Genomic DNA, 26,240 nt, shown 5'->3' on the forward strand with positions numbered 1-26,240 from the left:
CAACTGGTGGCATGGGAAGGCGGGAGCCGGGGCGGGCCGTAGGCACGGGCGCAGGCAGCCGCGATCGAACGCGTACCGGTTGATGGCTGCCCAGGCGAACGGCGTATGGCGTCTCACGTTCCCCGGTGGGTACCCACCTTTGCCGCGCCGTGCATCCGAATGGTGCGCACACGCGGTGTTTCGCCAGTTACGTGAGACGTAAGGACTCCAAATTGTACTGAACTCCCCATCGTAGGGCAAGGAAACCGCTGTGCCGGCCGAGAAAGCGCGGCCCCCAGCGGACTCATGGTCGTTTCGGCTACAATTTTACGGTTCGGCAGTGCGCCTTGCCTCTCTCGCCTGTCACCCTGTTGCCATCCAAGGACCCATCATGAACGTCTTCATTACCGGCGCATCGGCCGGCTTCGGCGCCGAAATGGCGCGCACTTTCGTCTCCCACGGCCACCGCGTCGTCCTGGCCGCGCGCCGCACCGACCGCATCGCCGACCTGGCGCGCGAACTGGGCGACAGCGCCCTGGCCGTGACCCTGGACGTCACCAGCCGCGCCTCGATCGAGGCCGCACTGTCGGGCCTGCCGCCCGAATGGAAACAGATCGACGTGCTGGTGAACAATGCCGGCCTGGCGCTGAACACGGCGCCGGCCTACGAAGTGCCGCTGGAAGACTGGGACACCATGATCGCGACGAATTGCCAGGGCCTGGTGACCATGACCCGCGCCATGCTGCCGGACATGGTGGCGCGCGGAAGCGGCCTGGTGATCAATATCGGCTCGGTGGCCGGCCACTACCCTTACCCAGGTGGCAATGTGTATGGCGCAACTAAAGCCTTCGTCGAGCAGTTCACGCTGAACCTGCGCGCCGACCTGGTCGGGACCGGCGTGCGCGCCACCAATATCGCGCCGGGCCTGTGCGGTGGCACCGAATTCTCGAACGTGCGCTTCAAGGGCGACGACGACGCCGCGGCCAAGGTCTACGAAGGCACGCAACCGCTGACCGCGAAGGACATCGCCGACACCGCCTTCTGGATCGCGACGCTGCCGCCGCACGTCAATGTCAACAGCATCGAGCTGATGCCGACGTGCCAGGGATTTTCGCCGTTTGCCGTGCGCCGGGGTTAATCGCCCCTACATGTCCCCCCGTAGCTAGCCATGAAAACCAATCCCACACCTATCATTTGTGAGAAAGTGTTACAGTGATTGGTCTTTTAACTACGTTTCAAGTCTACTACTGCTCAAAAGCACGACCCCGTGCTATCAGCACGTAAAACTTTTCCACTTTCAACGTACGTTAGCGTACATATTAAAGTGGAAAGTCGCGTAAAATATTTCCCGTTTTCATTAATTCGGCAACAAAGAATGCCTTCAGTGTACAACTGGCCAGTCAGGGTTTATTACGAAGATACCGACGCCGGAGGCATTGTCTATCATGCCAACTACCTGAAGTTCTTCGAGCGTGGCCGTACCGAGTTTTTGCGCGCGCTCGGGATCGAACAACAAGCACTGATCGACGCCGACCATACGGCCTTCGTCGTCAGGAGCATGACCCTCGATTACCGCTGGGCCGCCCGTCTCGACGATGAACTGAGCATCCGCACCAGCGTGGCAAAAGTGGGCGGCGCTTCGATTCAGTTTCTCCAGGAAGCATGGCGCGGCGAGGTGCTGCTCAATTCGGCCAACGTAAAAATCGGCTGTGTTGACGTAAGAACCACTCGCCCCCGCTCCCTGCCCGACGACGTGGCTGCTAAAATGCGTGCCGCCTGAAAAATCATATAAGTTGAGCCATGACTGCAACCCACGACCTTTCGTTTGTCTCCCTGATCGCCAATGCCCATATCCTGGTGCAGCTGATCATGGCATTGCTGCTGTTGCTGTCGATAGTGAGCTGGACTTATATTTTCCGTAAGATCTTCGCGATCCGCGCCGCACGCGCGCAGACCGAACAGTTCGAGCGCAGCTTCTGGGCCGGCGGCAACCTGCACACCCTGCACCAGAGCGCCAGCAGCCAGCGCGACCAGAGCGGCCCCCTGGCCCGCATCTTCGAAGCCGGCATGGGCGAATTCATCAAGGGCAAGCAGGCGTCGCGCGAAGCCCTGGACATGAACTCGGTGCTCGACGGCGCCCGCCGCGCCATGCGCGCCTCGTTCCAGCGTGAACTCGACACCCTCGATTCGCACCTGAACTTCCTGGCCTCGGTCGGTTCGGTCTCGCCGTACATCGGCCTGCTGGGCACCGTGTGGGGCATCATGAACTCGTTCCGCGGCCTGGCCAGCGTCGAGCAAGCCACCCTGGCGGTGGTCGCTCCCGGCATCGCCGAAGCGCTGATCGCGACCGCGATCGGCCTGTTCGCCGCAATCCCTGCCGTGGTCGCGTACAACCGCTTCACCCACGACATCGACCGCCTGGCGAACCGCTTCGAGAGCTTCGTCGAAGAATTCTCGAACATCCTTCAGCGCCAGTCGCGCTGATCCGCCCACGAGAACCGGGAGAGCATCGGGATGTCATTTTCCAGCAGCATGCGCGGCGGACGTCGCCGCAAGTTCAAAGCCGAGATCAACGTCGTGCCGTATATCGACGTGATGCTGGTGCTGCTCATCATTTTCATGGCGGTGCCTGCGAATGAAGCGCCGAGCGTCGTCAATCTGCCGCGCGCCGAGAAATCCGCGCTGCCGCCGGACACGTATATCCAGATTTCCATCGAGCCGGGCAACAAGCTGTCGATCGGCGTGCACGGCAAGGTCAAGGTCGCCCAGGACGAAGTGGCCGACCGCTCCGCCCTGCTGCAACGCCTGCGCGCGCTGCACGAAGAGAATCCGGACTTTCCGGTCCTGATTGCAGGTGACCGCGACAGCAAATACGACGACGTGATCCAGCTGATTTCGGAAGCCAAGAAGATGGGCATCAACCGGGTCGGCCTGGCCACCCAGTGACGCCGAAGATATGACCGCAAAGAAGTCAGCCAACGACGGCTCGCCCTACTACGTGCCGCCAGAACCGAAACCACTGCCATCGTTCCTGCTGGCGGTGGCGGTGCACGCGGCGCTGCTGGCCTTCCTGGCGATCGGCGTGAGCTGGCAGAAGGTCAATCCGGTATCGGTCGAGGCCGAGGTGTGGGATATGTCGGTGCAGACCGCCGCGGCGCCCGAATTGCCGCCCGAGCCGGCGCCGGAACCCGAGCCGCAGCCCGAACCTGCGCCGGAACCGCCGCCGCCGCCTCCTCCACCGGAGCCGGCGGTGGAACGCCCTGCGCCGACGCCGGATCCTGAGATCGCGCTGCGCGAGGAAAAGAAGCGCAAGGAAGAAGAAGCGAAGAAGGCTGCTGCTGAGGACAAGAAGCGCAAGGAAGCCGAGGCCGAGCAGAAGAAAAAGAAGCTTGAGGAAGCGGAACAGAAAAAGCGCGACGAAGCCGAGAAGATAAAACGCGACGAAGCTGAGAAGAAGAAACTCGAGGACGCCGAGCGCAAGAAGAAAGAACTCGCTGATAAGAAAAAGGCCGACGCCGCTGCTGCCGAGAAGAAGAAAAAAGACCTGGCTGCCGCCAAGGCGGAAGACGCCCGACTCGACAAGCTGCGCAAGGAAGAAATGCAACGCATGGCAGGCGCCATGGGTAGTGGCGGAACCGCCGCGAAATCGACCGGTCCGCGCAGCGATGGCGGTTATATCGCCGCGATCACGGCCGCGATCAAGAGCGCGACGGCGTATCCGGGCAATACCGATGTGGGCGGCAATCCACGCGCCACCTTCCGGGTGGAGCAGTTGCCAACTGGCGAAATCATGTCGGTGCGCCTCGTGAAAAGCAGCGGTGTGCCAGAATTTGACAGAGCAGTGGAAAATGGTATCAAGAAAGCATCTCCACTTCCCAAGAAGAAGGACGGGACCGTGGAGCGTACGCTTGACGTGAATTTCTCGATGAAAGATTACGATTGATTCGGTTCGAACCAGTTTTACTAGAGACACCATGAAAAAACTTCACATTTTGCTGTTCAGCGTTTCCCTGGCGATCGGGACAACAGCCAATGCGCAGATCCAGATCGAAATCGCTGGCGTTGGCAGCAACCAGATCCCGGTGGCCATCGCTGCTTTTGCCGACGAATCCGTCGCCCCCGATAAAGTCTCGGCCGTTATCCGCGCCGACCTCGAGCGTAGCGGCGTGTTCAAGGTCATCGACGCCGGCCAGGTGATCAGCGATGCCGACGCCGGCCAGGTGAACCTGAGTGCATTCAAGGCCAGTGGCGCAGACGCGCTCGTGGTCGGCAGCGTGGCGCGCCAGCCGGACGGCCGCTTCGCGATCCGCTACAAGCTGCTCGACACCGTCAAGGGCGGCGAAATCTCGCAACTGGGCGGCGAAGTCCAGCCCCGCTACACCCGCCTGCAGGCCCACCGCATCGCCGACGACGTCTATGAAAAGCTGACCGGCGTGCGCGGCATCTTCTCGACCCGCATCGCGTATGTGAAGGAAGACCGCGCGGCGAGCCGCTTCGCGCTGGCCGTGGCCGACGCCGACGGCGAGAACGAGATCATCGCCACCCAGGGCAAGGAACCGATCATTTCGCCGGCCTGGTCGCCGGACGGCATGAAGGTCGCCTACGTGTCGATGGAAAACCGCAAGCCGGTGGTCTATCTGCAAGACCTGATGACCGGCCGCCGCAACGTGATCTCCAACCAGAAGGGCAATAACTCCGCGCCTTCCTGGTCGCCGGATGGCTCGACCCTGGCTGTCGCCCTGTCGCAGGACGGCAATACGGAAATCTATACCGTCAATTCGAGCGGCAGCGGCCATCGCCGCCTGACCAATAATCCCGGCATCGATACCGAGCCGCAGTTCTCGGCCGACGGCCAGACCATTTACTTCACGAGCGACCGCAGCGGCGGTCCTCAGATCTACAAGATGAGCGTCTCGGGCGGCAACGCCACCCGCGTGACGTTCAACGGCAACTACAACATCAGCCCACGCGTGTCGTCCGACGGCAAGACGCTGGCCTGGATTTCGCAGCGCGGCGGCGCTTTCTCCTTATACGCGATGGACCTGGCAAGCGGCCGGGAACTTCGCCTGGCCGATGGGGCCACCGAACCGAGTTTTTCGCCTAACGGCAAGTACATCATGTATGCAACCAAGGGCGGCGGGCGCGTCTCGCTTGCAGTGGTGTCTGTGGATGGACGGGTCAAGCAACGCTTGACGACCAAAGCGGGAAACATTCGGGAGCCCAGCTGGGGTCCTTTCATGAAGTAAGAAGTAAAACCTTAACCAGAACAGGAGAAAATCCATGCGCAACTTCAAGAGTCTCGCCTTCATCGCTTCCGCTGCCGCCCTGCTGGCCGCTTGCTCGTCGCCAACCAAACTGGAAGAAACCCCAGTCGTTGAAAAGTCGCCAGAGCCAGCAGCACCAGTTGCTGACGCACGTGACATCCGCCCAGTGGAAACCGGCACCGTCGATCCACTGAACGATCCAAAAGGCGTCCTGGCCAACCGTAGCGTCTACTTCGACTACGACAGCTTCGTGGTCCGCGCCGACGGCCAGCCAGTGGTGCAGAACCACTCGGGCTACCTGACCAAGAACACCTCGCGTAAAGTCCTGATCCAAGGCAACACCGACGAACGCGGCGGCACCGAGTACAACCTGGCCCTGGGCCAGAAGCGTGCTGAAGCCGTCCGTCGCTCGATGGCATCGCTGGGCGTGTCGGAAGGTCAGATGGAAGCCGTCTCGCTGGGCGAAGAAAAGCCAAAAGCAACCGGCAGCAACGAAGAAGCCTGGGCTGAAAACCGCCGCGCTGACATCGTTTACCAGTAATCAATACGGCTGATTCAGCCGATTGACACGGGGCGGGACGCAGTGCAGACTGCTACCCGCCCCGTTTTATCTCAGCAACCGGTTTAGAAAGAGCAACGCTTATGATCAAACTGTCTCCGTCCCGCCTCGCCTGCCTCGTCCTGGCCCTGTGGATGCCGCTGCACGCCGTGGCCGGCCCGTTCGATGACAACGAGGCGCGCAAAGCCATCCTGGACCTGCGCACCAAGGTCGACAACATCACGCGCGACCTGACCACGCGCATCGATGGCAAGTCGGACAAGACGGTCCAGATCGAAATGCTGAACCAGCACGAGCAGACCATGCGCGAGATCGCGCGCCTGCGCGGCCAGATCGAAGTACTGCAAAATGAGTTATCGAAGGCCCAGGACAGCCAGAAGCAGCTGTACGCCGACCTCGACGCGCGCCTGAAGCGCATGGAGCCGCGCCAGGAAGTCATCGACGGCCAGACCGCCGAAGTGATGCCGACCGAAAAGACCGCCTATGAGGCCGCCACCGCCCAGTTCCAGTCGGGCGACTACAAGGGCGCTTCCGTCGCGCTGCAGGAATTCGTCAAGCAGTATCCGCAATCGGCGTATGCGTCGAATGCGCAGTATTGGCTGGGCAACACCTATTACGCACTGGGCGATTACAAGAAGGCCATCGCGGCCCAGCAGGTGGTGACCACCACCTACGCCGACAGCGCCAAGGTGCCGGACGCCATGCTGAACATCGCCAGCAGCTACGCCCTGCTGAAGGACAACAAGAACGCGAAGAAGTCGCTGCAGACGCTGGTGTCCAAGTACCCGGACTCGAGCGCGGCGCAGACGGCGCGCGATCGGCTGGCTTCGCTGAAGTGATTGTCGGGCGATAGCATCGCCCCGATCTGGCTCGGCAATTGACAGGTTCGAGGCCGGGCCCTATAATCTCGTTTCTTCGGGTCGTTAGCTCAGTTGGTAGAGCAGCGGACTTTTAATCCGTTGGTCGCGTGTTCGAGCCACGCACGGCCTACCAAAGATTCTCAGAAACGCCAGCCTTCGGGCTGGCGTTTTTGTTTTTACCTTATTATTTCCCTTTTGCTCAAGGACGATAGCGCCATGACTTACGAAGACTTCCTCGATGAAGTAACGACCCTGCTCACCGAGATCTACAACCTCGACGACGAAGCGGCGATCAAACTGGTGGTCGATGCGCAGGACGCAGAGTACTTCGTCGCCCACGACGACAAGGAAGAACTGCGTACGGTCGCCCAGGCCAAGCTGGACGCCGTCGCGCTGTACGAAGCCAAGCAGAACCGCAACCAGACGCAGCGCAAGCAGCAGCAGCGCCAGGTGCAGAAGAAGAAAGCCCCCTGAGCCCATCCTGAGCCGGAGGAACACCCATGACGATGGACTTCGCCGAGCGCATGACTGTCGATGGCCTCGTCTACTCGACCCATACCTTCGCGGTCGAGCCGTATCGCAAATCACTTCCTTCGCCGCCCCGCTTCAACCCTTGGCCCGGCTGCTCGAACGGCTATCGCCCGACCTGGGAAATCCGGGAATGCGGCCATGAGCGCACCTTGCTCATGATCGGCTTCCACCCGGTGGCCGATCTGCCGCTGCTATTCCCCAACGCTACATTACCGCTGGCCGCGACCTGGTTCAGCGGCATCATCCGCGGCGTTCGGGGCGAGCGCCGCCGTACCGGCTACCCGCCCCGGGATATCTACCCGGACGAGATCTACGTCGAGATCGCCGCCGGCAGGGTCGTGCGCGAATGGCTACTCGACCTGCGCGCGGTGCCGGACCAGACCGAGGAAGAATGGCGCCAGTCGGTACCTTCCTTCCTGTGGAAGTTCTATCCGCGATCGGCGCCTGGCTAGCTACGCCGCTTCCGCCGCCGGATGCGCCTGTTTGCGATACAAGAACTCCAGCACCGCCTTGCGATGCTCGGTATAGCGCGCATCCTGCGCCAGCGCGACCCGATCGCGCGGCCGTTCCAGTGACACCTCGACGATTTCGCCGATAGTCGCCGCCGGCCCATTCGTCAGCATCACGATCCGATCCGACAGCAACACCGCCTCATCCACATCGTGCGTCACCATCACCACCGTGGACTTGGTCGCAGCCACGATCTTGAGCAGCTCATCCTGCAAATGCGCCCGCGTCAGCGCGTCAAGCGCACCGAACGGCTCATCCATCAACAACACCTTCGGCTCCATCGCTAGCGCCCGCGCGATGCCGACACGCTGCTTCATGCCGCCCGAAATCTCATGCGGCCGCTTCGCCTCGGCACTGGTCAAGCCCACCAGCGCCAATGCCGCCATGGTCCGCTCACGCAACTGAGCCCGCGTCTCGGCACCACCAAACACCCGCTCGACCCCGAGATGGATATTCTCGTAACAGGTCAGCCACGGCAGCAGCGAGTGATTCTGGAACACCACCGCCCGCTCCGGCGACGGCCCGGCGATCTCGCGATTTGCGCACAGCAGCACACCCGCCGTCGGTTTCAACAAGCCGGCGATCAGGTTCAGCAACGTCGACTTGCCACACCCCGAGTGCCCAATCAGCGTAATGAACTCACCCTTGCGTACTTGCAGGTCGATCCCCTGCAGCGCCTGGAACACGCCCTTCTTCGTATGAAACGCCATCTCCACACCGGTGATGTCGATGAATTTGGTTTGAAGGTCATCCATGATCGCGCTCCTTAATCAGTTAGCCACTTGTTCGTGCGTCAGCGCCCGCGCCAGCGCCACCAGCGCCTGCTCGAGCAGCAGCCCCACCACGCCAATCACGACGATGGCGATGATGATGTTCGCCACGTTCAGGTTGTTCCACTCGTCCCACACCCAGAAGCCGATGCCCACGCCGCCGGTCAGCATCTCGGCCGCCACGATCACCAGCCATGCGGTGCCGATGGCGAGACGCACGCCGGTCAGGATGTACGGCAGCGCCGACGGCAGCAGGATCTTGGTCAGGATCTTCCACTCCGACAGGTTCAGCACGCGCGCCACGTTCATGTAATCCTGCGGCACGCGCTGCACGCCGACCGCCGTATTGATGATCATCGGCCAGATCGAGCAGATGAAGATCGACCAGATCGCCGCCGGATCGGCGGACTTGAACACCAGCAGGCCAATCGGCAACCAGGCCAGTGGCGACACGGGTTTCAGCAGGCTGATGATCGGGCCGAACATGCCGTTCACGAACTTCACCCGCCCGATGATGAAACCCAGCGGAATGCCGACCAGCGCCGCCAGCCCGAAGCCCACCGCCACCCGCTTGAGCGAGGCCAGCACGTTCCAGCCAATGCCCTGGTCGTTCGGGCTGTTGTGATAGAAGGGATCGGCGAACAGCTTGAGCGCTTCCTGGAAGGTCATCAGCGGCGACGGGAAGGCCTCGTTGCGGGTGGCGATCAGCTGCCACACCAGCACCACGAAGGCGATGCCCACCAGCGGCGGCAGGACCGCCTTCACCGCCCTGGCGAACGGCTGCGCGCCGCGCACGACGGGCGCCGGCTTGCGCGCGGAAGGTGCGGCATTAACGGCACTGGCGACTGGCGCGTCGACGGCAAGCGGCAACGTAACAACGGTCGCGCCGCCACCTGCAGGCGCATGGTGCTCGGATTTCAGGATAGCGTTCATGGCATTCCCCTATTCAGACAAGATGACAGCAAATGAAAATCAGACCCTGACCTTGAACGAGGCTGCGTAGGCTTTCGGGTCCTTCCCGTCCCATACGGTGCCGTCCATCAGCTTCGAGCTGCGCATCGGGCTCGCAGGCGCCGGCGCCTTGGCCAGCGTCGCCGCATCCTTGTACAGCGCGACCTGGTTGACCGCGCTGGCCACGGCCAGGTAGTCCGGATCCTGCTTGAGCAGGCCCCAGCGGCGATGCTGGGTCATGAACCACATGCCGTCCGACAGATACGGGAAGTTGACCGCGCCGTCGTTGTAGAACTTCATGTAGTTCTGGTCGTCCCAGGTCTTGCCGAGGCCGTTCTGGTAGCGGCCCATGATGCGCTGGTCGATCGCGTCCTTGCTGGTGTTGACGTACGATTTGGCGGCGATGACCTCGGCCATCTTGTTCTTGTTGGCCATCGAGGCGTCGATCCAGCGGCCGGCCTCGATGATGGCGGCCATCATGGCGCGGCAGGTATTGGGGTACTTCTTCGCAAACTCCAGGGTCGAGCCCAGCACCTTCTCGGGATGGTCGCGCCAGATGTCCTGGGTCGTGATGGCGGTGATGCCGATGCCGTCCATGATCGCGCGGTGGCCCCACGGTTCACCGACGCAGAAGCCATCCATATTCCCGACCCGCATATTGGCCACCATCTGCGGCGGCGGCACCGTGATGACTTTTGCTTCCTTCATCGGGTTGATGCCGTTCGCCGCCAGCCAGTAATACAGCCACATCGCGTGGGTGCCGGTCGGGAAGGTCTGGGCGAAAGTGAACTCGCGCTTTTCGGTGCGCATCACCTTGGCCAGCGACTGGCCATCGACCGCGCCCTTGGTGGCCAGCTGCTTCGAGAGCGTGATCGCCTGGCCGTTGTTGTTCAGGCCCATCAGCACCGCCATGTCCTTGCGCTGTCCGCCGATGCCCATCTGGACGCTATACAGCAGCCCGTACAACACGTGGGCCGCGTCCAGGTCGCCATTGGCCAGCTTGTCGCGCACGCCGGCCCATGAAGCCTCTTTGCTCAGCACGAATTTCACGCCGTACTTCTTGTCGAAGCCCAGCACCGAGGCCATCACCACCGACGCGCAATCGGTCAGTGGGATGAAGCCGATCTTGATCTCGGTCTTTTCCGGCTTGTCCGAACCCGCCGCCCACACGCCGCCCGTTGCCAGCCCCATCAAGCTTCCTCCCGCTACCAGACCTGCGCCATGAATGACCTTCCTGCGCGTGACGTCGACTCCGCCGACATCCGCCGTCGCTACGCTCTTCGCTTCAAGCTTCTGATTTTTCATCGCAATCCCAATGTAGTCAGGCAAAAAAAAAGACGCGTACCCGACATGAACGCATTCATGTTCCGGTAGACGTCGTTGTCTTGGTGGGCGCTGCCTTCGTTGGCGGCGCACGCAGCGCTCCATTGCGCTGATGATGATTACGCAATCTTCATGCCAGCGAGCACGCAGAGTGACGCGCCGTCATTTCGCACCGCCGGCGCACCGCGCGATGGCGGAAATGGCGCACTGCGATTGCGCAGCGCATCATTTTGGACGGGCTGTTGCGTGAGCGCAGAGAACCTGCAAATACGCTCTTCTGCTACCACATACGGCATGCTAGGATGGGTTGTTGCACTGAGAAAACATCAGTTGTCTCAATCGTGCGCCCCTTGTATATACCGGGCATACATGTAAAATAAATAACGTCCTGAACGCAGCCCGACTTCCAGGTCTTGCTCCCGTTCCGGATCCCGATTTCGAAGCTTTTGTACTGGCATCCGCATGTCACGCATCCACCGCCCGCCTCACTCCAGCCAGCGTCACCAGACCGACTTGGCGGGCCGGCGCAGTTGTCAGTAAATCCGCTTCCGCCCAACGCGCACCGCGCGCCTGACCGGCGAACCATCTTCATATACCGCCCGGCACACGCCGGCCATTCTTTAATTTGCCAGTCTCCATTCGAGACGGCGCTGGAATTAACCATGAACACCGAGCATACCGAACGCCACCATTCGTCGATCCACGCCGCCACCGCGGTCGACCGCAGCAACCCACGCGCGCCGAAACGCGGCATCGCCAAGGACATCGTCTCCAGCGGCCGCCGCCTGCGCACCCGCATCGGCGTCATCGCCGCCGCCTGCATCGGCCTGACCGCGCTGCTGATCAACTTCGAGTAAACACTGCCGTGCGCCATGCTGCGTGCGGCCCGGTTGTCGGCTCGATGCCGGCTGGGCTATACTGCCCCGCATCATCGTCGATCGGGATCGCATGCAGTTCCAGGCCACACGTCAGCACGCATCTTATTGCGTAACGAGCGCACCCCTGCGCCGGGTGCTGGCCTGCCTGTGCGCGCTGATCCTTGCCCTGCAACTCGTGGGCGCCTCGTTCCACGACCATGACCTGTCCGAACAGCTGTCCGACTGCGTCAGCTGCCAGATCGCTTCACATTCCACAGCCGACCTTCCAGCGGCATCGCCACAACTGCTGGCGCTCTTCCTCGTCATCGCCTTCGTCCTTGCGCGCCTGCCGCGCCCCGTGCCGGTCGTCCTGCGCCGCTACCTGATTCCTTCCCGCCAGGCGCCTCCGCGCCACTGATCCGTCTTTGAATCCCTCGCGGGCCGCGTCAAACCGGCCTGCGGGCGCGCATGCGCATTCGCGCACGGCGTGCGCCCACCATTTCAGCTTCACCACAAAGGACCACGATGACCATGACTACCCCTGCCCTGGAAGCGAACGGCGTGACCGTCGCCTACCAGTCCACGCCCGTGCTCAACGAGCTGTCACTGCGCGTCGCGCGCGGCGAGATCTATGCCCTCCTGGGCGGCAACGGCGCCGGCAAATCGACCACCATGAACACCTTCCTCGGCTTCACGGTACCCCGCTCCGGCAGCGTGCGCGTGTGCGGCATCGACGTCGCCGCCGATCCGCTGGCGGCGCGCGGCCAATTGGCCTATGTGCCGGAAAACGTCGCCCTGTACGAGCACCTGGACGCGCGCGAGAACATCGAATACTTCCTGCGCCTGGCCGGCAGCAGCTGGACCGACGCCACCATCGACGAGGCACTGGACGCCGTGCGCCTGGATGCCTCGGCCTGGCGGCGCCGCCTGGGCGGCTATTCGAAAGGCATGCGCCAGAAGGTCGCGATCGCGCTGGCCGTGGCGCGCCAGGTGCCGGTGCTGCTGCTGGACGAACCCACCACCGGCCTCGATCCGCAAGCCACCAGCGAGTTCAACGCCCTGCTGCAAGGCCTGCGTGCACGCGGCAGCGCGATCTTCATGGTCACCCACGATTTATTGGGGGCGGCCGAGGTGGCCGACCGCATCGGCTTTCTCGAGCGCGGCCACATCAGCCACGAAGTCGCGGCCAGCGGGGACGAACGCTACGACGTGCGCGACCTGTACCGGCGCTATGCGGGAACGAGCCAGGCAAAGGATGCGGCATGAGCGCCACCCTGATGCAGGCGCTGCCCGCCATCGCCCGCAGCGAATGGCGCGCCATGCTGCGCAACCAGGTGGCGGTGGCCGCCGGCATCCTGATGCTGGCGCTGACGCTGGCCGCGATCCTGGTCAGCCATGAACGGGTGGACGCCGTGAACGCCGAGCGCGCGCGTTTTCAAAGCACGGCCGACGAACAGTGGAATAAGCAGCCCGACCGTCACCCGCACCGCGTGGTGCACTACGGGCATTACGTGTTCCGTCCATTGAGCCCCCTCGCCTTCTTCGATTTCGGCGTCGATCCCTTCACCGGCAACACGCTATTCCTCGAGGGCCACCGCCAGAACAGCGCCAATTTCAGCGACGCCGGCCAGTCCTCGGTGCTGCTGCGCTTCGGCCAGCTCACCCCGGCCTTCGTGCTGCAGGTGCTGACTCCCTTGCTGATCGTGTTCCTGGCCTTCGGCAGCGTGGCGCGTGAGCGCGAGCGCGGCCAGTTGCGCCTGCAGATCGTGCAGGGCATCCCCGGCGCCACCCTATTGCTCGGCAAGCTGGCCGCGCATGCGGGCGTGGCGCTGCTGCTCGGCGCGCCCGCCTTCGCCGCACTGGTCGCGATCGCGCTGCTGCATCCGGCGGTGGCGCCGCAGGCGCTGACGCTGCTGCTCGGGTATGCGCTCTACCTGCTGCTGTGGGTGGTGGCGGCGGTGCTCGTGTCGAGCAGCCTGCCGCGTGCGCGCGATGCCTTGCTGGCCCTGGTGGCCGGCTGGATCGTCACCGCGATCCTGCTGCCGCGCGTGATGCCCGACTTCGCCGCCGACGACGTCGGCCGGCCGAGCCGCATCGAAACCGAAGTAGCGATTCACGAGCGCCTGGCCGCGATCGGCGATAGCCACAATCCGAACGACCCGTATTTCAACGCCTTCCGCCAACGCACGCTGGAGAAGTACGGCGTGCAGCGGGTCGAAGACCTGCCGGTGAACTACGGCGGCCTGTTGATGGCCGAAGGCGAACGCATGACGAGCGAACTGTTCGACGAATTCATGCGCGCCGACTTCGCGCGCCAGCGCCAGGAAAACGCGATCGTGCACTCGGCCAGCCTGTTCAGCCCCGTGATAGCGCTGCGCCGCATGTCGACCGCGCTGGCCGGCACCAACCTCGACAGCCATGCGCGCTTCCTGATCGAGGGTGAAAAATACCGCTACGCCTTCGTCCAGTCGCTCAACGGCCTGCACGCCAACGTCGTTTCGCCACAAGGCGCCGGCGACGAACGCATCGACAAGCATCACTGGAACGACACGCCGCGCTTCGGCTATCCGCCCGCACCCTTTGCCGAGGTGGCCGCGCGCCACGCCTGGCCTGCCTTCGCGGTACTGGGCGGCTGGCTGCTGGCCCTGTTCGGCGCCGCTTACCCGATCGCGAAACGCCTCGAAAGGAAGGCCAAATGAAAACGCTTATATTCGAACTGCGCCAGGTGGCGCATTCCAGGCTGGCGGTCGGCGCCGTCGTGCTGCTGGCGCTCTTGTGCGCGCTGTCGGTCTGGACCGGCCTGCAGGCCGTGGGCCAGCAGCGCGCGGCGCTCGAGCGCATCGCCGCCAGCCACGCGCAGGACTACGCCGCCATCGCCGCCAAGCAGCTCAAGGGTGGCGCGGGTGGCGCGGCCGAAGCCGGCTCGGTTGGCTACTACCTGCCGCACCTGACGGTGAACCCGCCGTCGCCGCTGGCCTTCGTGGCCATCGGCCAGCGCGACCTGCAGCCGCAGGCCTTGCGCGTGCGCCTGCTCGGCCTGCACTCGCAGCTGTACGAGTCGGAAGCCATCAACCCCGAGTTGGCCATGCCGGGCCGCTTCGACTTCGCCTTCGTGCTGGTCTTCCTGGCGCCGCTGTTCGTCATCGCGCTGATGCACGACCTGGTCTCGAGCGAGCGCGAAGCGGGCCGCCTGCGGCTGCTGGCGTCGCTTCCCGCGGCTGCCGCCAACACCTGGCGCCGCCGGGTCGGCTTGCGCTATGGCCTGGTGTGGCTGGCCGCCCTGCTGCCGGTGGGCGTTGGCGCGCTGGTGGCCGGCGCCGGGGTGGCAGGCTTCGCGGCGATCGCGCTGGTGGCCACGCTCTATCTCGCCTTCTGGTTCGGTCTCGCCAGCTGGGTCGCCGCGCGCGCCCGCACCTCGAGCAGCAGCGCCGCGATCCTGCTGGCCTGCCTGGTCGGCCTGACGATGATCCTGCCGACGCTGGCCGACGCCGCGATCGCGCGCCTGTCGCCGGTCTCCAAGGGCGTCGAACTGGCGCTGGCGCAGCGCCAGGCCGTGCACTCTGGCTGGGACATCCCGAAGCCGGAGACGTTTGAAAAGTTCTTCCGCAGCCACCCCGAGTGGAAGGACACGCCGCCGGTCGAAGGTCGCTTCCACTGGAAATGGTATTACGCGATGCACCAGGCCGGCGACGATGCCGTGGCCGCCGACGTCGCCCAATACCGCGCCAGCATGCAGGCGCGCGAGGACTGGACGGCGCGCGTCGGACTGCTGCTGGCATCGGTGAACGTGCAGGTGCTGCTGCATCGCCTGGCCGATACCGACCTGTTGGCGCAGCTGGCGTACCAGGATCGCATCGCGGCGTATCACACGCAGCTGCGGCGCTTTTTCTATCCGTATCTGTTCGAAGAGCGGGCGATGACGCAGGACGATCTAGCGAAGCTGCCGCGGTTTGAGCATGTGGCGGTGCCAGGCGGCTTGCCGGTGCGCCAGTTGCTGGCGCTGGCGGTGCTGGCGTTCGCATTGCTCGCGATCGGCTTACGCAAGTTGCGCGCTCCACGCTAACACCATTTTTTCGTTACCCTCAAAACGTCGTCCCCGCGAAGGCGGGGACCCAAGTTTCTCAGTAGACCACTTATGTAGATTGAAGTGGCTGCGCTACTAACTTGGGTCCCCGCCTGCGCGGGGACGACGTGGTATGGCTAACTAAAATGTTGGAGGCCGCGAGCTCACTGGCCTCTTTACTGCATCAGAACTCTTCCCAGCCGTCAGCCACATCCGCGGTTTCGGCCTTCTTCGGCTTCGCAGCGGCAGCCGGCGCGGCTTCTGCCTTCGGCTTGGTCGACGCCGCGGCCCTGGTCGGCTTGGCGGCCGCCTTCATCGGCGCCTTCGCCACCACCGCCGGCAAGGTCGTGGTCACGCGCGGCGCCGGGGCCATGGCGGCGCTGGCGCGGCTGGTGCCCGCCTGATTCAGCTTGAACGCGCCCACGGTGTGCGCCAGCGCGGTCGCTTCTTCCTGCAGCGAGGCCGCTGCAGCCGATGCTTCTTCCACCAGCGCCGCATTCTGCGTGGTCACCTGGTCCATCTGGGCCACGGCGCCGTTGATCTGTTCGATGCCTGCAGTCTGTTCCTGGCTGGCGGCGGTGATCTCGGACATGATGTCGGTCACGCGGTTCACGCTCTGCACGATTTCCTGCATCGTGGCGCCGGCGCGTTCGACCAGCTCGGAGCCGTGGTGCACCTTGTCCACCGAGTCGTCGATCAAGAGCTTGATTTCCTTGGCCGCTGCCGCAGAACGTTGCGCCAGGCTGCGCACTTCGCCCGCCACGACCGCGAAGCCGCGGCCCTGCTCGCCGGCACGCGCCGCTTCGACTGCCGCGTTCAGCGCCAGGATATTGGTCTGGAAGGCGATGCCGTCGATGACGGCGATGATGTCCACGATGCGGGTCGACGAGGCGTTGATCGCGCCCATCGTCTGCACCACCTGCTCGACCACCGCGCCGCCCTTGCCCGCCACTTCCGAGGCCGAGGTGGCCAAGGCGTTGGCCTGGCGTGCGTTGTCCGCGTTCTGCTTGACGGTCGAGGTCAGTTCTTCCATCGACGAAGCGGTTTCTTCCAGCGAACCGGCCTGCTGCTCGGTGCGCGAGGACAGGTCCAGGTTGCCGGCCGCAATCTGGCTCGAGGCGGTGGCGATGTTGTCGGTGCCGGTGCGGACCTGGCTCACGATCTTCACCAGCGAATCGTTCATCTCTTTCAGCGCCTTGAGCAGGCGGCCGGTCTCGTCGTTCGAGGTCACTTCGATGGTCTGGGTCAGGTCGCCCTTGGCCACGGCGCCGGCGATCGCGACCGCCTGCTCCAGCGGACGCACGATGGCGCGCACCAGCACCCAGCCGACGAAGGCGGCCATGATCAGGCCGAACACCAGGCCGGCCAGGCAGACCGCGCGCACGATCTCGAAGGTCGATTGCGAAGCCTGGTATTCCTTCAGCGCGGCGTCCTGCTGTTCCTTGATCAGCTTGGCGCCCAGGTCGTTCAGCGGCAGGTACAGGCGGGTCATCGGACCGTTCAGCAGCGCGATCGCCCCGATATTGTCGTTGGCGCGGATCGCCGCTGCCGCCGGCAGCAGGCCCTGCTCCAGGAATGCCTTGCGCGCCGTGGTGAATTGCTCGATCAGGGCGCGCTCGGCGTCGTTGTTGACCATCTTCGTGTACTCGCCCCACAGCTTGTTGACCGTGGCGATGTTGGCGTCGATCGAGGTCAGGGCCGCATTGCGCTGGCCGGGATCCTCGACGTTGACGGCCTTGGCGATGGCCAGCTGGTTGGCGGTGATCAGCTGGGTGACCTGCCCCACCTGGTTCAGGCCCACCAGGCGGTGGTCGTACATCTGCTTGAGTTCGGTGTTCGCGATGCCGAGGTTATAGATGCCGATAACCGCACCGGCAATCAGCTCGACTGCCAGGAAGGCGATGACGAAGATGAGGCGCGACTTGATACTGAGATGTTTGAACATGATTCGCTTGCCTTAAGCCCATGGATAAAAAATGTGGTATCCATTGGATTATAGAAACATTGTTCCCTTTATGGGAAGCATTGAGTATTTCCTTGCGTTATGACTCGTCTTCCGTCGCAGTGCAGCAACAGATGCAGCATGACATCATAATCCTCCGTCAATATGCGCTGACCGCATAAGCAAATGTGACATTAACACTACGGCAAGGCAACTTTGCCGATAGAATGGTGCGATTCCCTGCTTCAACCCAAGTGTTATGACCCTCCCCGTTCTCCTGAACCTGGCCCTCGCCCTGGCCATCTGCGCACTCCTGTATGGCATGCAGGCCCGTCATGCATCGTTCACCAAGCGCGTGTTCGCCGGCCTCGGCCTGGGCGTCGTGCTCGGCGCCGGGCTGCAGGCCGTGTATGGTGCGGGATCGAGCGAGATCGTGGCGACCAATGCCTGGCTCGACGTGATCGGCAGCGGCTACGTCAAATTGCTGCAGATGATCGTCATCCCCCTGATCATGGTCTCGATCGTTCAGGCCATCCTCAAGCTGCGCGACGCCGCGTCGCTGGGCAAGATCAGCACCCTCACCATCGGCATCCTGCTCGTCACGACCGTGGTCGCGGCCATCATCGGCATCGCGATGGCCAAGCTGTTCGGCCTGTCGGCCGTCGGCCTGACCGCGTCGAGCGCCGAAGTCGCGCGCGGCGAATACCTGCAGGGCAACCTGGCCACCGCGCAGCAGCTGTCGCTGCCGTCGCTGCTGCTGTCCTTCATCCCGGCCAATCCCTTCCTCGACATGACCGGCGCGCGCAAGACCTCGACCATCGCGGTGGTGGTGTTCGCGGTCTTCATCGGCATCTCCGCGGTCGGTATCGCCGGCAAGAAGCCGGAAGTGTTCCAGTCCTTCAGCGGCTTCGTGCACGTGGCCCACGTGATCGTGATGCGGATGGTCACCCTGGTGCTGCGCCTGACCCCGTTCGGCGTGTTCGCGTTGATGGCCAAGATGGTGGCCGGTTCCAGCCTGCAGGACATCCTCGGCCTGCTCAATTTCGTGGTCGCCTCGTATGCGGCGCTGGCGCTGATGTTCTGCGTGCACCTGGCGATGGTGGCCGGCGTCGGGCTCAACCCGCTGCGCTACGTGAAGAAAATCTTCCCGGTGCTGGTGTTCGCCTTCACCTCGCGCACCAGCGCCGGCTCGATCCCGATGAGCGTGGCGACCCAGACCGCGCGCCTGGGCACGCCGGAAGGCACGGCCAACTTCGCCGCCTCGTTCGGCGCCACCATCGGCCAGAACGGCTGCGCCGGCATCTATCCAGCCATGCTGGCGGTAATGATCGCGCCGACGGTCGGCATCGATCCGTTCACGGCGAGCTTCTTGCTGCCACTGCTGGCGATCGTCGCCTTCGGCTCGATCGGCGTGGCCGGCGTCGGCGGCGGCGCCACCTTCGCGGCCCTGATCGTGCTGTCGGCGATGGACTTGCCGGTGGCGCTGGCGGGCTTGTTGATCTCGGTCGAACCGCTGATCGACATGGGCCGCACCGCGCTCAACGTCAGCGGCTCGATCGCAGCCGGCAGCGTCACCAGCCGGGTGCTGGGCCAGACCGATATGCGGGTGTTCCAGGACGACGCCGACGTCAGCCTCGACGGCGAAGAACAGGCCGTGTAGACACCTATAAACATCGGCGCGGGCGGCAGCAATCGTGCGCTGACGCCTTGCCGAATCCGTCATGATGACGCCATGTTAACTTTTCGGCGGACGGCGATGGAGCAGAAGTGGCCACAGGAAATCTGGCTGGTCAGGCATGGACAAAGCGCGGGCAATGTCGCGCGTGACCTGGCCGAAGCCGCCGCTGGGCACCGCATCGACATCGCCGATCGCGACGTCGACGTGCCCCTATCCGAACTGGGCGAGCAACAGTCCGAAGCCCTCGGCGCCTGGTTCGCGGCCCTGCCGCCGCACCAGCGTCCCAATGTGGTGCTGCATTCGCCCTACGTCCGCGCGGCCGAGACCGCCAACATCCTGATGCAGCGCCTGGAGCGCGACGAGCTGCTGTGCGTGCTGGCCGACGAGCGCCTGCGCGAGAAAGAATTTGGCGTGCTCGACCGTCTCACCACGCACGGCATCGCCCACCACTTCCCCGACCTGTACGAACAGCGTCACCACGTCGGCAAGTTCTATTTCCGCCCGCCCGGCGGCGAAAGCTGGTGCGACGTCATCCTGCGCCTGCGCAGCGTGATGGACACGCTCGAGCGCGACTTTTGCGGCGAGCGCGTGCTGATCGTTGCGCACCAAGTCACCGTCAATTGCTTCCGCTACCTGTTCGAACATCTCGATGAGGCGAAGATCCTGGAATTCGACCGCGCCGGCGACGTGCCGAACTGCTCGGTCACCTCCTACGAATTCGACCCCAATCAGAGCAAGCGCGGCGACCTGGCCCTGCGCCTGGTTAACTTCGTGGCGCCGCTGGAAGCCACCGGCACCCCGGTCACCGTCGCCAAGGACTTGCCGACCTCACCCAAGGCTTAACGCCCCGCCATGGATTCCAACAATCAAACCGTGCACGACGTCGATGCCGCCTGCCTGGCGGCATGGCCGCTGCCGCAACCCCAGGCCGAGGGCGACAAGGAGTTGCGCGGCCACGTCCTGGTCCTGGGTGGCTCGCGCGAAATGCCGGGCGCCATCATCCTGGCCGCCACCGCGGCCCTGCGCGCCGGCGCCGGCAAGCTGACCATCGCCACCGGGGCCAGCGTGGCCCAGCTGGTGGCGCTGGCGATGCCAGAGGCGCGCGTGATCGGCCTGACTGAAAACGACACCGACGGCTTCCACCTCGACGCGCTGGACAGCCTCGATCCGCTGGCCGACAAGGTCGACGCGGTGCTGATCGGCCCCGGCATGCGCGACGCCCCCTGCACCGCGCGCCTGGTGCACGCGCTGCTGCCGCGCCTGAACGAAGCCGGCGTCGGCCTGGTGCTCGATGCCTGCGCCATGGACGTCATGCTGCACATGCCGCACGACTGGCCAGAGGGCAAGCCGATGCGCTTCGCGCGGCCCGTGATCATGACCCCGCACTGCGGCGAAATGGCGCACCTGACCGGCCTCGAGAAAGAATGCATCGTCGGCCAGCCCGACGCTCCGGCGCTGCAGGCGGCGCGCGACTGGAATGCGGTGATCGCGCTCAAGGGCGCGCGCACGGTGATCGCGACGCCGGACGGCACGCTGTGGCAACACGAAGGCGCGGGCAATATCGGCCTGGCCATTTCCGGCTCGGGCGACGTCCTGGCCGGCGTCATCGCCGGCCTGCTGGCGCGCGGCGCACCGCCGGAACAGGCGGCCTGCTGGGGCGTGGCCTTGCATGCGCGCGCCGGCGACCGCCTGGCAGAGCGCCTCGGTACTTTGGGATATTTGGCCCGAGAAATTTCTATGGAAGTGCCCGCGCTGCTGGAACAGATCGGCCACGCCGACCACATCAAGCCCAGTGCCGATCACAGGAACATCCGGCCCGTGCCGGGAGACGAACAGCTGGGTGCCTGACGCCCGGCGAAAGAAAACTCTGTAAAAAATGTTACGGAGTTTCGCAAGAGTGCGGTATCTAACGAACCGACAGCCGGGCTTCCGGTCTAATGGGCACAGTTGGATTGAAGTACGCACCGGGGCCGCGTATTGCGTCGGTTCCCTGAGTGTTCCTCCCTTGAATTGCAAAGGGATGGAACTAACTGGCGCCGCAGACCTTCCAGCGCCTCACCACAATGAGCTGGAAACTTCGGCACGAAGATAGACGTAAACGAGGAGTTAAAAATGAATGCAATGACCAAAGCACCAAAAATCCTGCTGACCGCCGCCGTCCTGGCCACCCTGCTGGGCGCTTGCAAGAAGGACGACGCCGCGACCACCACCACCCCGGCCGACACCTCGGCGACCATGCCAAGCAGCACCTCGGGCGCCACCGGCACCACGGGTGATGTGGGCACCGGCGCTACCGGCACCGGCACCACCGGCACCGGTACCACCGATATGGGCACCAGCGGCACCACCGGCGCAACCGGCACCGCAGGCGACACCAGCGGCGCAACGGGCACCACCGGCACCATCGGCACCGGCACCGCTGAAGGCGCCACCGGCACCACCACCACCGATCCGGCGACCACCACCACGCCGCCGACCGGCACCACCGGCCAGTAATCGGCTGGGCCAGCCACCGAACGGCGCCCTGCTCGCGGGGCGCGTTCGGGGTAGCGCTCTATTCAATACCAGCACCCGGCCCCTCACGGCCGGGTTGTTTTTTTTCAGGCCCACATCCGTCCGCCGCAATTGGCTAGGCCGTCGTGCGCCGGTTCGCCGCGACGTCGCGGATCAGATTCTCCACCATCGTGAAATCGGCCGGCTTGGTCAGGTGATGATCGAACCCCGCCTCGCTCGAACGTCGCCGGTCCTGCTCCGCCCCCCATCCCGTCAGCGCCACCAGCGTGGCGTCTTCCATGCCCGGGATACGGCGCATCGCCTCGGCCGCCTCATGGCCGCTCATGTCGGGCAGGCCGATATCCAGGAACACCACCTGCGGCAGGTCTTCACTGGCGAGGCGCAGCGCCGCAGCGCCGTCGTTGGCGACGCTGACGGTGTGGTCGTTCATTTCGAGCAGCGCTTGCAAGGTCTCGGCCGCGTCGACATTGTCGTCCACCACCATGATGCGCAGCGCGCCGCCCGGCGTGGCGGGGACCGGTGCGGTCGCCGCTTCGGGCGCGGCGGCGACGGGCAGTCCAGCCAGCGCATCCTGCGGCAACGGTAGCCACACCGTAAACTGGCTGCCCATGCCGGCGCCGGCGCTGCTGGCCGCCACCCGGCCGCCGTGCAGCTTGACCAGGCGCTGGACCAGGTTCAGGCCGACGCCCAGCCCACCCTGCGCCATCTCGGTGCCGAGATGGGCCTGGGCATACATGTCGAACACCGTCTCGAGCGCCGGCGCGGCGATGCCGATGCCGTTGTCCGATACGGTGATCGCCACTTCCTGCGCCTCGACCCGCGCCGCGATCTCGATCGCGCCGCCCTGCGGCGTGTATTTGGCAGCATTGTTGAGCAGGTTGCTCAGCACCTGCGCCACGCGGTGGCGGTCCGCGTGCAGCGCCAGCGACGCGTCGGGCGGACGAACGGTCAGCGCATGCTTGCGCGCCTCCATCAGCGGCATGCTCATGTCGACGGCCTCACGCACGACGTCGGCCAGCCGCACCCGCTCGAGCTTGAGCGTGACCTTACCCTCGGCCAGGCGCGCCATGTCGAGCAGGTCGTCGACCAGGTGCACCATGTGGTCGACCTGGCGCCGCATGATGGCCTGCACGTCGCCGCTGGCGGCGCCGATGCGCATCAGCTCCAGCCCCGAACGGATCGGGGCCAGCGGGTTGCGCAGCTCGTGCGCCAGGGTGAACAGGAAGTCGCTCTGCGCGCGGTTCTTCTGTCCCAGCTCGCTGGCCAGGCGCTGCAGTTCCTGCTCGGCGTGCTTCTGGCTGTCGATGTCGAGGGTCACGCCGTCGAAACGCTCCGGCTGGCCATGCTTGTCCAGGCCGCACCAGCCGATCGCCCGCAGCCAGCGCGGCGCGCCGCCCGCCATGGTACGAAACTCCAGGTCGAGCGGCGCGCCGGCACGCACCGCGTGTTCGACGCTGGCGGCCAGCCGTTCCCGGTCTTCCGGGTCGACCGCCGCCAGCAGCGCGTCGACCGAGGCCGGGCGCGCGCCATCCAGGCCGAAGTGCACGGCCATCTCGGCATTGATCTGGAACTGCGTAAACGGCGCGTCGGCGTACCAGACGCCGATGTCGCCCGCCTCGGACACCCGCTCGAAGCGCTCCTGCAAGGTCTTGCGCACCTGGATGTCGATCACCGTGCCGACGAAGCCGTCCGGTTCGCCCGCCGCATTGACGCGCGGCAGGCCGGAGTCGATGAACCAGCGATAGCTGCCGTCAGGGCGGCGCAGGCGGTAGTCGAACGAAAACGGCGCGCGCGCCGCATTCGCGGACAGGAAGGCTTCGCGGGCGCGGTCGCGCTCCTCGGGGTGGACGTTGTCGAGCCAGCCCAGGCCCAGGTCCTGCTCCGGCGTGCGGCCCGTGTAGTCATACCAGCGCTGGCTCAGGTAGGTGCACTGGCCGTCATTATCGGTAGTCCACAGCATCGACGGCGAGGCGTCGATCAGGGCCCGCACGTGGGCTTCGCGCGCCCGCGCATCGCGTTCCATCTGGCGCCGCTCGCGTCCCATTTCCACCTGGGTGCGCACCCGCGCCAGCAGCTCGTTGGCCGAGAACGGCTTGACGAGATAATCGTCGGCGCCGGCCTGCAGGCCCTCGACCTTGGCTTCCTCGCCGGCGCGCGCCGACAGCAGCATCACTGGCAGCAGGCGCAGCGCTTCGCTGGCGCGGATCTGCGCGATCAGGCCGAAGCCATCGAGCTTCGGCATCATCACGTCGCTCAGCAGCAGATCGGGCGGATCCGCCAGCGCGAGTTCGAACGCCGCCTGGCCATCGGCGCATACGCGCACCTCGGCATGTGGCTCGAGCAAGGCCTTCAGGTAGGCCCGCATATCGTTATTGTCGTCGGCGATCAGGATGCGCGGGCGCCCCTCCCCACCCATGTCGATCGGCGCCGGCTGTCCTTCGCCGTGCGCAGAAACCTCGGCGTCCGGCAGCCAGCGCAGCGCTTCCTCGACAAAGGCCGAACCCATGCGCTGGCGGTCTTCCATCGCGTCCGGGGCATGCAGGATGCGGTCCTGCGGCAGGTGGGCCTGGCCGAACGGCAGGTCGACGTCGAAACGCGTGCCTTCGCCGAATACGCTGGAAACGGCGATGGTTCCGCCGTGCAGGCGCACCAGTTCCTGGATCAGGGCCAGGCCGATGCCGGTGCCTTCATAGGTGCGCCCGGGCGCGCCCTCGATGCGGTGGAAGCGCTCGAACATGCGCGGCAGCTCGTGTTCGGGAATGCCGGTGCCGGTGTCCCGCACCGACAGCCGCGCCATGCCCTCGTGTTCGCGCAGGCTGATCGTGACGCCGCCGTGCAGGGTGAACTTGAAGGCGTTCGACAGCAGGTTGAAGACGATTTTTTCCCACATATCGCGGTCTATATACACCGGCTGACCCAGGTCCTGCAGTTCGATCCGGTATTCCAGGCCGCCCTTGGCCATGGCCGACTCGAACACGCCGGCCAGGTCGAGCGTGAGGTGCGCCAGGTCCACCGGCACGTAGCTGGCCTGCACCCGGCCGGCCTCGATGCGCGAGAAGTCGAGCAGCGAGTTGACCAGCTTGAGCAGGCGCAGCGCATTGCGGTGGGTGACCTCGATGCGCTTGCGCTGCGCAGCGCTCATGCTGTCCGCGTCATCGGCCAGGGCGTCGTCGAGCGGACCCAGGATCAGGGTGAGCGGGGTACGGAATTCATGGGACACGTTCGAGAAGAAGGCGGTCTTGGCGCGGTCGATCTTGGCCAGTTCTTCGGCGCGGCGCTGTTCCTGCTCGTAGGCGAGCACGTTGCCGACGGCCGTGTTCACGGCCGCACCCAGCAATTCATAGAAATTGCGGTAGTCGGCGTCGAGCGCGCGGCGCACGCTCACGCCGGCGACCACGAAGCCGAACAGCTCCTGCTGGCCCGGCAGCGACAGCGGCAACACCAGGGCCGAGCGCGGCGGATCCTCGTAGGGTCCGCAAGTCATCCCGGCCAGGCGCGCCGGGACGTCGTCCACCTGTGCGGCCGCATGCGCGGCGGCGCAGCGCGCGAACGGCCAGCAGGCGTCGTCCAGGGGCGCCGAACCTGGCGCCAGCACGCCATGCGGCGGCAGGCCGCCGCCGCCGCGCAGCTCCAGCATTCCGCTGTCCTGGTCGATCTGGTAGAACAGCAGGAACGGCACGTCGGCCTTCATGCGCTCGACATGGATCGTCAACTGCTGGCCGATCTCGGCCATCGAACGGGTCGAGGCCAGGCTGGCGGTCAGGTCGCGCAGTCCCTGGGCACGGCGCGCGCCCAGCACCTGGGCCGTGGTCTCGGTGATCGGGTGGAACACCCCGCCCACCGTCCCCGACTCGTCGCGGATCGGCGAGAACGAGAAGGTCATATTCGCCTCCTCGAGGTAGCCGCTGCGGTCCAGGAACATCTGCTGGTCCTTGATGTAGGCGCCCTCCCCCTGGTGCGCACGCTCGAAGGCCGCGCCCACCACCGGCAGCGCCGAGGCCCACACCACCTTGAACGGCGCCCCCATCGACGCCGGATGCAGGTCGCCGCAGATCGGGCGGTAGGCGTCGTTATAGATCTGGATGTCGTCCGGTCCCCAGCACACCAGGATCGGGAAGGTCGAGGACAGGCACAGGCTGACCGAGGTGCGCAGGCTCTGCGGCCAGTCGGACAAGGGGCCAAGCGGCGTCTGCGACCAGTCCATGCTGCGGATCAGTTCACCCATTTCGCCACCGCCGGCAAGCCAGTTCAGGTCGGAATCGCCCAGGACGGGGGAAGATGGGAGTGCGGACATGGGGAGACCTAAGGGCGGAAGATAGAAAACGGGATTCTTGAGAAACTGTGTACTGCAAGGCAAGTAGTTCAGCATCGAATTACCGACGAGCCGCCCGCCATTAGAACATAACAACAGGAAACACTAGCGCGACAGCTCGGATCCG

General features: G+C 64.8%; 24 protein-coding genes, 1 tRNA gene and 1 riboswitch. Of the genes, 20 read left to right on the top strand and 5 right to left on the bottom strand.

Translation table 11 applies throughout. From position 1 onward, the window contains the following. Nucleotides 1-81 precede the first annotated feature (81 nt). Nucleotides 82-201, bottom strand: a riboswitch (ZMP/ZTP riboswitch). A 169-nt stretch (nt 202-370) separates the two neighbouring features. From FVD38_RS02905 to FVD38_RS02955, 11 genes are all read left to right on the top strand, one after another. Further along, the gene (locus FVD38_RS02905) at nt 371-1,117 is read left to right on the top strand and encodes an SDR family oxidoreductase (RefSeq protein WP_147933454.1); all 747 of its coding nucleotides are present in this window, start codon (nt 371-373) and stop codon (nt 1,115-1,117) included. A gap of 237 nt (nt 1,118-1,354) precedes the next feature. Then, on the top strand, nt 1,355-1,759 hold the full coding sequence (ybgC, locus tag FVD38_RS02910) for a tol-pal system-associated acyl-CoA thioesterase (protein WP_147933455.1): 405 nt from the start codon (nt 1,355-1,357) through the stop codon (nt 1,757-1,759). Nucleotides 1,760-1,779: 20 nt separating this feature from the next. Next, nucleotides 1,780-2,463 carry a protein TolQ gene (gene tolQ / locus FVD38_RS02915; protein ID WP_147933456.1) on the top strand — a complete coding sequence of 228 codons (684 nt, stop codon included), beginning with the start codon at nt 1,780-1,782 and terminating at the stop codon, nt 2,461-2,463. A gap of 30 nt (nt 2,464-2,493) precedes the next feature. After that, nucleotides 2,494-2,925, top strand: coding sequence for a biopolymer transporter ExbD (locus tag FVD38_RS02920; RefSeq protein WP_123068693.1), 432 nt, complete (start codon nt 2,494-2,496; stop codon nt 2,923-2,925). Nucleotides 2,926-2,935: 10 nt separating this feature from the next. Further along, complete coding sequence (gene tolA, locus FVD38_RS02925; RefSeq protein WP_147933457.1) at nt 2,936-3,922, top strand: cell envelope integrity protein TolA; 987 nt, start codon at nt 2,936-2,938, stop codon at nt 3,920-3,922. A 31-nt stretch (nt 3,923-3,953) separates the two neighbouring features. Further along, entirely contained in the window at nt 3,954-5,225 is a 1,272-nt protein-coding gene (gene tolB, locus FVD38_RS02930; protein ID WP_147933458.1) for a Tol-Pal system beta propeller repeat protein TolB, read from the top strand. Nucleotides 5,226-5,259: 34 nt separating this feature from the next. Continuing rightward, nucleotides 5,260-5,784 carry a peptidoglycan-associated lipoprotein Pal gene (gene pal, locus FVD38_RS02935; protein WP_123068696.1) on the top strand — a complete coding sequence of 175 codons (525 nt, stop codon included), beginning with the start codon at nt 5,260-5,262 and terminating at the stop codon, nt 5,782-5,784. A gap of 101 nt (nt 5,785-5,885) precedes the next feature. Further along, complete coding sequence (ybgF, locus tag FVD38_RS02940; protein WP_123068697.1) at nt 5,886-6,641, top strand: tol-pal system protein YbgF; 756 nt, start codon at nt 5,886-5,888, stop codon at nt 6,639-6,641. A gap of 78 nt (nt 6,642-6,719) precedes the next feature. Beyond that, nucleotides 6,720-6,795, top strand: a tRNA-Lys gene (locus tag FVD38_RS02945). An 83-nt stretch (nt 6,796-6,878) separates the two neighbouring features. Continuing rightward, a complete protein-coding gene (locus tag FVD38_RS02950; RefSeq protein WP_123068712.1) occupies nt 6,879-7,136 on the top strand; it encodes a hypothetical protein in 258 nt (85 codons plus the stop codon). Nucleotides 7,137-7,162: 26 nt separating this feature from the next. Further along, nucleotides 7,163-7,645, top strand: coding sequence for a hypothetical protein (locus FVD38_RS02955; RefSeq protein ID WP_147933459.1), 483 nt, complete (start codon nt 7,163-7,165; stop codon nt 7,643-7,645). Here the strand turns inward: FVD38_RS02955 and FVD38_RS02960 are convergent, their stop codons facing one another. Genes FVD38_RS02960 through FVD38_RS02970 form a run of 3 tightly spaced genes read right to left on the bottom strand, consistent with a single transcriptional unit; the run spans nt 7,646 to nt 10,615 of the window. Further along, nucleotides 7,646-8,458 carry an ABC transporter ATP-binding protein gene (locus FVD38_RS02960; RefSeq protein WP_147933460.1) on the bottom strand — a complete coding sequence of 271 codons (813 nt, stop codon included), beginning with the start codon at nt 8,456-8,458 and terminating at the stop codon, nt 7,646-7,648. 15 nt (nt 8,459-8,473) lie between these two features. Further along, nucleotides 8,474-9,406 carry a nitrate ABC transporter permease gene (ntrB, locus tag FVD38_RS02965; RefSeq protein WP_147933461.1) on the bottom strand — a complete coding sequence of 311 codons (933 nt, stop codon included), beginning with the start codon at nt 9,404-9,406 and terminating at the stop codon, nt 8,474-8,476. Between the two features lie 39 nt (nt 9,407-9,445). After that, nucleotides 9,446-10,615: a CmpA/NrtA family ABC transporter substrate-binding protein gene (locus tag FVD38_RS02970; RefSeq protein WP_147933462.1), complete on the bottom strand. Its 1,170-nt coding sequence runs from the start codon at nt 10,613-10,615 to the stop codon at nt 9,446-9,448. Nucleotides 10,616-11,409: 794 nt separating this feature from the next. Here FVD38_RS02970 and FVD38_RS02975 point away from each other — a divergent pair. The 5 genes from FVD38_RS02975 (at nt 11,410) to FVD38_RS02995 (ending at nt 15,667) form a co-directional block, all read left to right on the top strand. Further along, nucleotides 11,410-11,604 carry a hypothetical protein gene (locus tag FVD38_RS02975; protein WP_147933463.1) on the top strand — a complete coding sequence of 65 codons (195 nt, stop codon included), beginning with the start codon at nt 11,410-11,412 and terminating at the stop codon, nt 11,602-11,604. A gap of 91 nt (nt 11,605-11,695) precedes the next feature. Next, on the top strand, nt 11,696-12,022 hold the full coding sequence (locus tag FVD38_RS02980) for a hypothetical protein (RefSeq protein WP_147933464.1): 327 nt from the start codon (nt 11,696-11,698) through the stop codon (nt 12,020-12,022). Nucleotides 12,023-12,135: 113 nt separating this feature from the next. Next, nucleotides 12,136-12,870 (top strand): ABC transporter ATP-binding protein, encoded by a 735-nt coding sequence (locus FVD38_RS02985; protein WP_370660623.1) that lies wholly within the window; start codon nt 12,136-12,138, stop codon nt 12,868-12,870. Further along, nucleotides 12,867-14,303 (top strand): DUF3526 domain-containing protein, encoded by a 1,437-nt coding sequence (locus FVD38_RS02990; RefSeq protein ID WP_147933466.1) that lies wholly within the window; start codon nt 12,867-12,869, stop codon nt 14,301-14,303. The genes FVD38_RS02985 and FVD38_RS02990 overlap by 4 nt, the downstream gene beginning before the upstream one ends. Beyond that, nucleotides 14,300-15,667 (top strand): DUF3526 domain-containing protein, encoded by a 1,368-nt coding sequence (locus tag FVD38_RS02995; protein WP_147933467.1) that lies wholly within the window; start codon nt 14,300-14,302, stop codon nt 15,665-15,667. Before FVD38_RS02990 ends, FVD38_RS02995 begins: the two co-directional genes overlap by 4 nt. A 184-nt stretch (nt 15,668-15,851) precedes the next feature. Here FVD38_RS02995 and FVD38_RS03000 read toward each other — a convergent pair whose 3' ends face one another. Beyond that, entirely contained in the window at nt 15,852-17,612 is a 1,761-nt protein-coding gene (locus FVD38_RS03000) for a methyl-accepting chemotaxis protein (RefSeq protein ID WP_147933468.1), read from the bottom strand. A 256-nt stretch (nt 17,613-17,868) separates the two neighbouring features. On the opposite strand from FVD38_RS03000, the gene FVD38_RS03005 reads away from it, so the two are divergent. The 4 genes from FVD38_RS03005 (at nt 17,869) to FVD38_RS03020 (ending at nt 21,783) form a co-directional block, all read left to right on the top strand. After that, on the top strand, nt 17,869-19,269 hold the full coding sequence (locus FVD38_RS03005; RefSeq protein WP_147933469.1) for an L-cystine transporter: 1,401 nt from the start codon (nt 17,869-17,871) through the stop codon (nt 19,267-19,269). 96 nt (nt 19,270-19,365) lie between these two features. Further along, complete coding sequence (locus FVD38_RS03010) at nt 19,366-20,130, top strand: histidine phosphatase family protein (protein WP_147933470.1); 765 nt, start codon at nt 19,366-19,368, stop codon at nt 20,128-20,130. 9 nt (nt 20,131-20,139) lie between these two features. Further along, nucleotides 20,140-21,135, top strand: coding sequence for an NAD(P)H-hydrate dehydratase (locus FVD38_RS03015; RefSeq protein ID WP_147933471.1), 996 nt, complete (start codon nt 20,140-20,142; stop codon nt 21,133-21,135). Between the two features lie 264 nt (nt 21,136-21,399). Continuing rightward, nucleotides 21,400-21,783 (top strand): hypothetical protein, encoded by a 384-nt coding sequence (locus FVD38_RS03020; protein WP_147933472.1) that lies wholly within the window; start codon nt 21,400-21,402, stop codon nt 21,781-21,783. A 133-nt stretch (nt 21,784-21,916) separates the two neighbouring features. Here the strand turns inward: FVD38_RS03020 and FVD38_RS03025 are convergent, their stop codons facing one another. Beyond that, the gene (locus FVD38_RS03025) at nt 21,917-26,095 is read right to left on the bottom strand and encodes an ATP-binding protein (protein ID WP_229493377.1); all 4,179 of its coding nucleotides are present in this window, start codon (nt 26,093-26,095) and stop codon (nt 21,917-21,919) included. Between the last annotated feature and the right edge of the window lie 145 nt (nt 26,096-26,240).

Origin of the sequence: Massilia arenae (assembly GCF_008014745.1) — a bacterium.
Taxonomy (GTDB): Bacteria; Pseudomonadota; Gammaproteobacteria; order Burkholderiales; family Burkholderiaceae_D; genus Telluria; species Telluria arenae.

Bases quoted from the DNA above. Each gene is read 5' to 3' on its own strand.
- FVD38_RS02905 (WP_147933454.1), top strand. From the start codon at position 371: ATGAACGTCTTCATTACCGGCGCATCGGCCGGCTTCGGCGCCGAAATG.
- ybgC (WP_147933455.1), top strand. From the start codon at position 1,355: ATGCCTTCAGTGTACAACTGGCCAGTCAGGGTTTATTACGAAGATACC.
- tolQ (WP_147933456.1), top strand. From the start codon at position 1,780: ATGACTGCAACCCACGACCTTTCGTTTGTCTCCCTGATCGCCAATGCC.
- FVD38_RS02920 (WP_123068693.1), top strand. From the start codon at position 2,494: ATGTCATTTTCCAGCAGCATGCGCGGCGGACGTCGCCGCAAGTTCAAA.
- tolA (WP_147933457.1), top strand. From the start codon at position 2,936: ATGACCGCAAAGAAGTCAGCCAACGACGGCTCGCCCTACTACGTGCCG.
- tolB (WP_147933458.1), top strand. From the start codon at position 3,954: ATGAAAAAACTTCACATTTTGCTGTTCAGCGTTTCCCTGGCGATCGGG.
- pal (WP_123068696.1), top strand. From the start codon at position 5,260: ATGCGCAACTTCAAGAGTCTCGCCTTCATCGCTTCCGCTGCCGCCCTG.
- ybgF (WP_123068697.1), top strand. From the start codon at position 5,886: ATGATCAAACTGTCTCCGTCCCGCCTCGCCTGCCTCGTCCTGGCCCTG.
- FVD38_RS02950 (WP_123068712.1), top strand. From the start codon at position 6,879: ATGACTTACGAAGACTTCCTCGATGAAGTAACGACCCTGCTCACCGAG.
- FVD38_RS02955 (WP_147933459.1), top strand. From the start codon at position 7,163: ATGACGATGGACTTCGCCGAGCGCATGACTGTCGATGGCCTCGTCTAC.
- FVD38_RS02960 (WP_147933460.1), bottom strand. From the start codon at position 8,458: ATGGATGACCTTCAAACCAAATTCATCGACATCACCGGTGTGGAGATG.
- ntrB (WP_147933461.1), bottom strand. From the start codon at position 9,406: ATGAACGCTATCCTGAAATCCGAGCACCATGCGCCTGCAGGTGGCGGC.
- FVD38_RS02970 (WP_147933462.1), bottom strand. From the start codon at position 10,615: ATGGGGCTGGCAACGGGCGGCGTGTGGGCGGCGGGTTCGGACAAGCCG.
- FVD38_RS02975 (WP_147933463.1), top strand. From the start codon at position 11,410: ATGAACACCGAGCATACCGAACGCCACCATTCGTCGATCCACGCCGCC.
- FVD38_RS02980 (WP_147933464.1), top strand. From the start codon at position 11,696: ATGCAGTTCCAGGCCACACGTCAGCACGCATCTTATTGCGTAACGAGC.
- FVD38_RS02985 (WP_370660623.1), top strand. From the start codon at position 12,136: ATGACTACCCCTGCCCTGGAAGCGAACGGCGTGACCGTCGCCTACCAG.
- FVD38_RS02990 (WP_147933466.1), top strand. From the start codon at position 12,867: ATGAGCGCCACCCTGATGCAGGCGCTGCCCGCCATCGCCCGCAGCGAA.
- FVD38_RS02995 (WP_147933467.1), top strand. From the start codon at position 14,300: ATGAAAACGCTTATATTCGAACTGCGCCAGGTGGCGCATTCCAGGCTG.
- FVD38_RS03000 (WP_147933468.1), bottom strand. From the start codon at position 17,612: ATGTTCAAACATCTCAGTATCAAGTCGCGCCTCATCTTCGTCATCGCC.
- FVD38_RS03005 (WP_147933469.1), top strand. From the start codon at position 17,869: ATGACCCTCCCCGTTCTCCTGAACCTGGCCCTCGCCCTGGCCATCTGC.
- FVD38_RS03010 (WP_147933470.1), top strand. From the start codon at position 19,366: ATGGAGCAGAAGTGGCCACAGGAAATCTGGCTGGTCAGGCATGGACAA.
- FVD38_RS03015 (WP_147933471.1), top strand. From the start codon at position 20,140: ATGGATTCCAACAATCAAACCGTGCACGACGTCGATGCCGCCTGCCTG.
- FVD38_RS03020 (WP_147933472.1), top strand. From the start codon at position 21,400: ATGAATGCAATGACCAAAGCACCAAAAATCCTGCTGACCGCCGCCGTC.
- FVD38_RS03025 (WP_229493377.1), bottom strand. From the start codon at position 26,095: ATGTCCGCACTCCCATCTTCCCCCGTCCTGGGCGATTCCGACCTGAAC.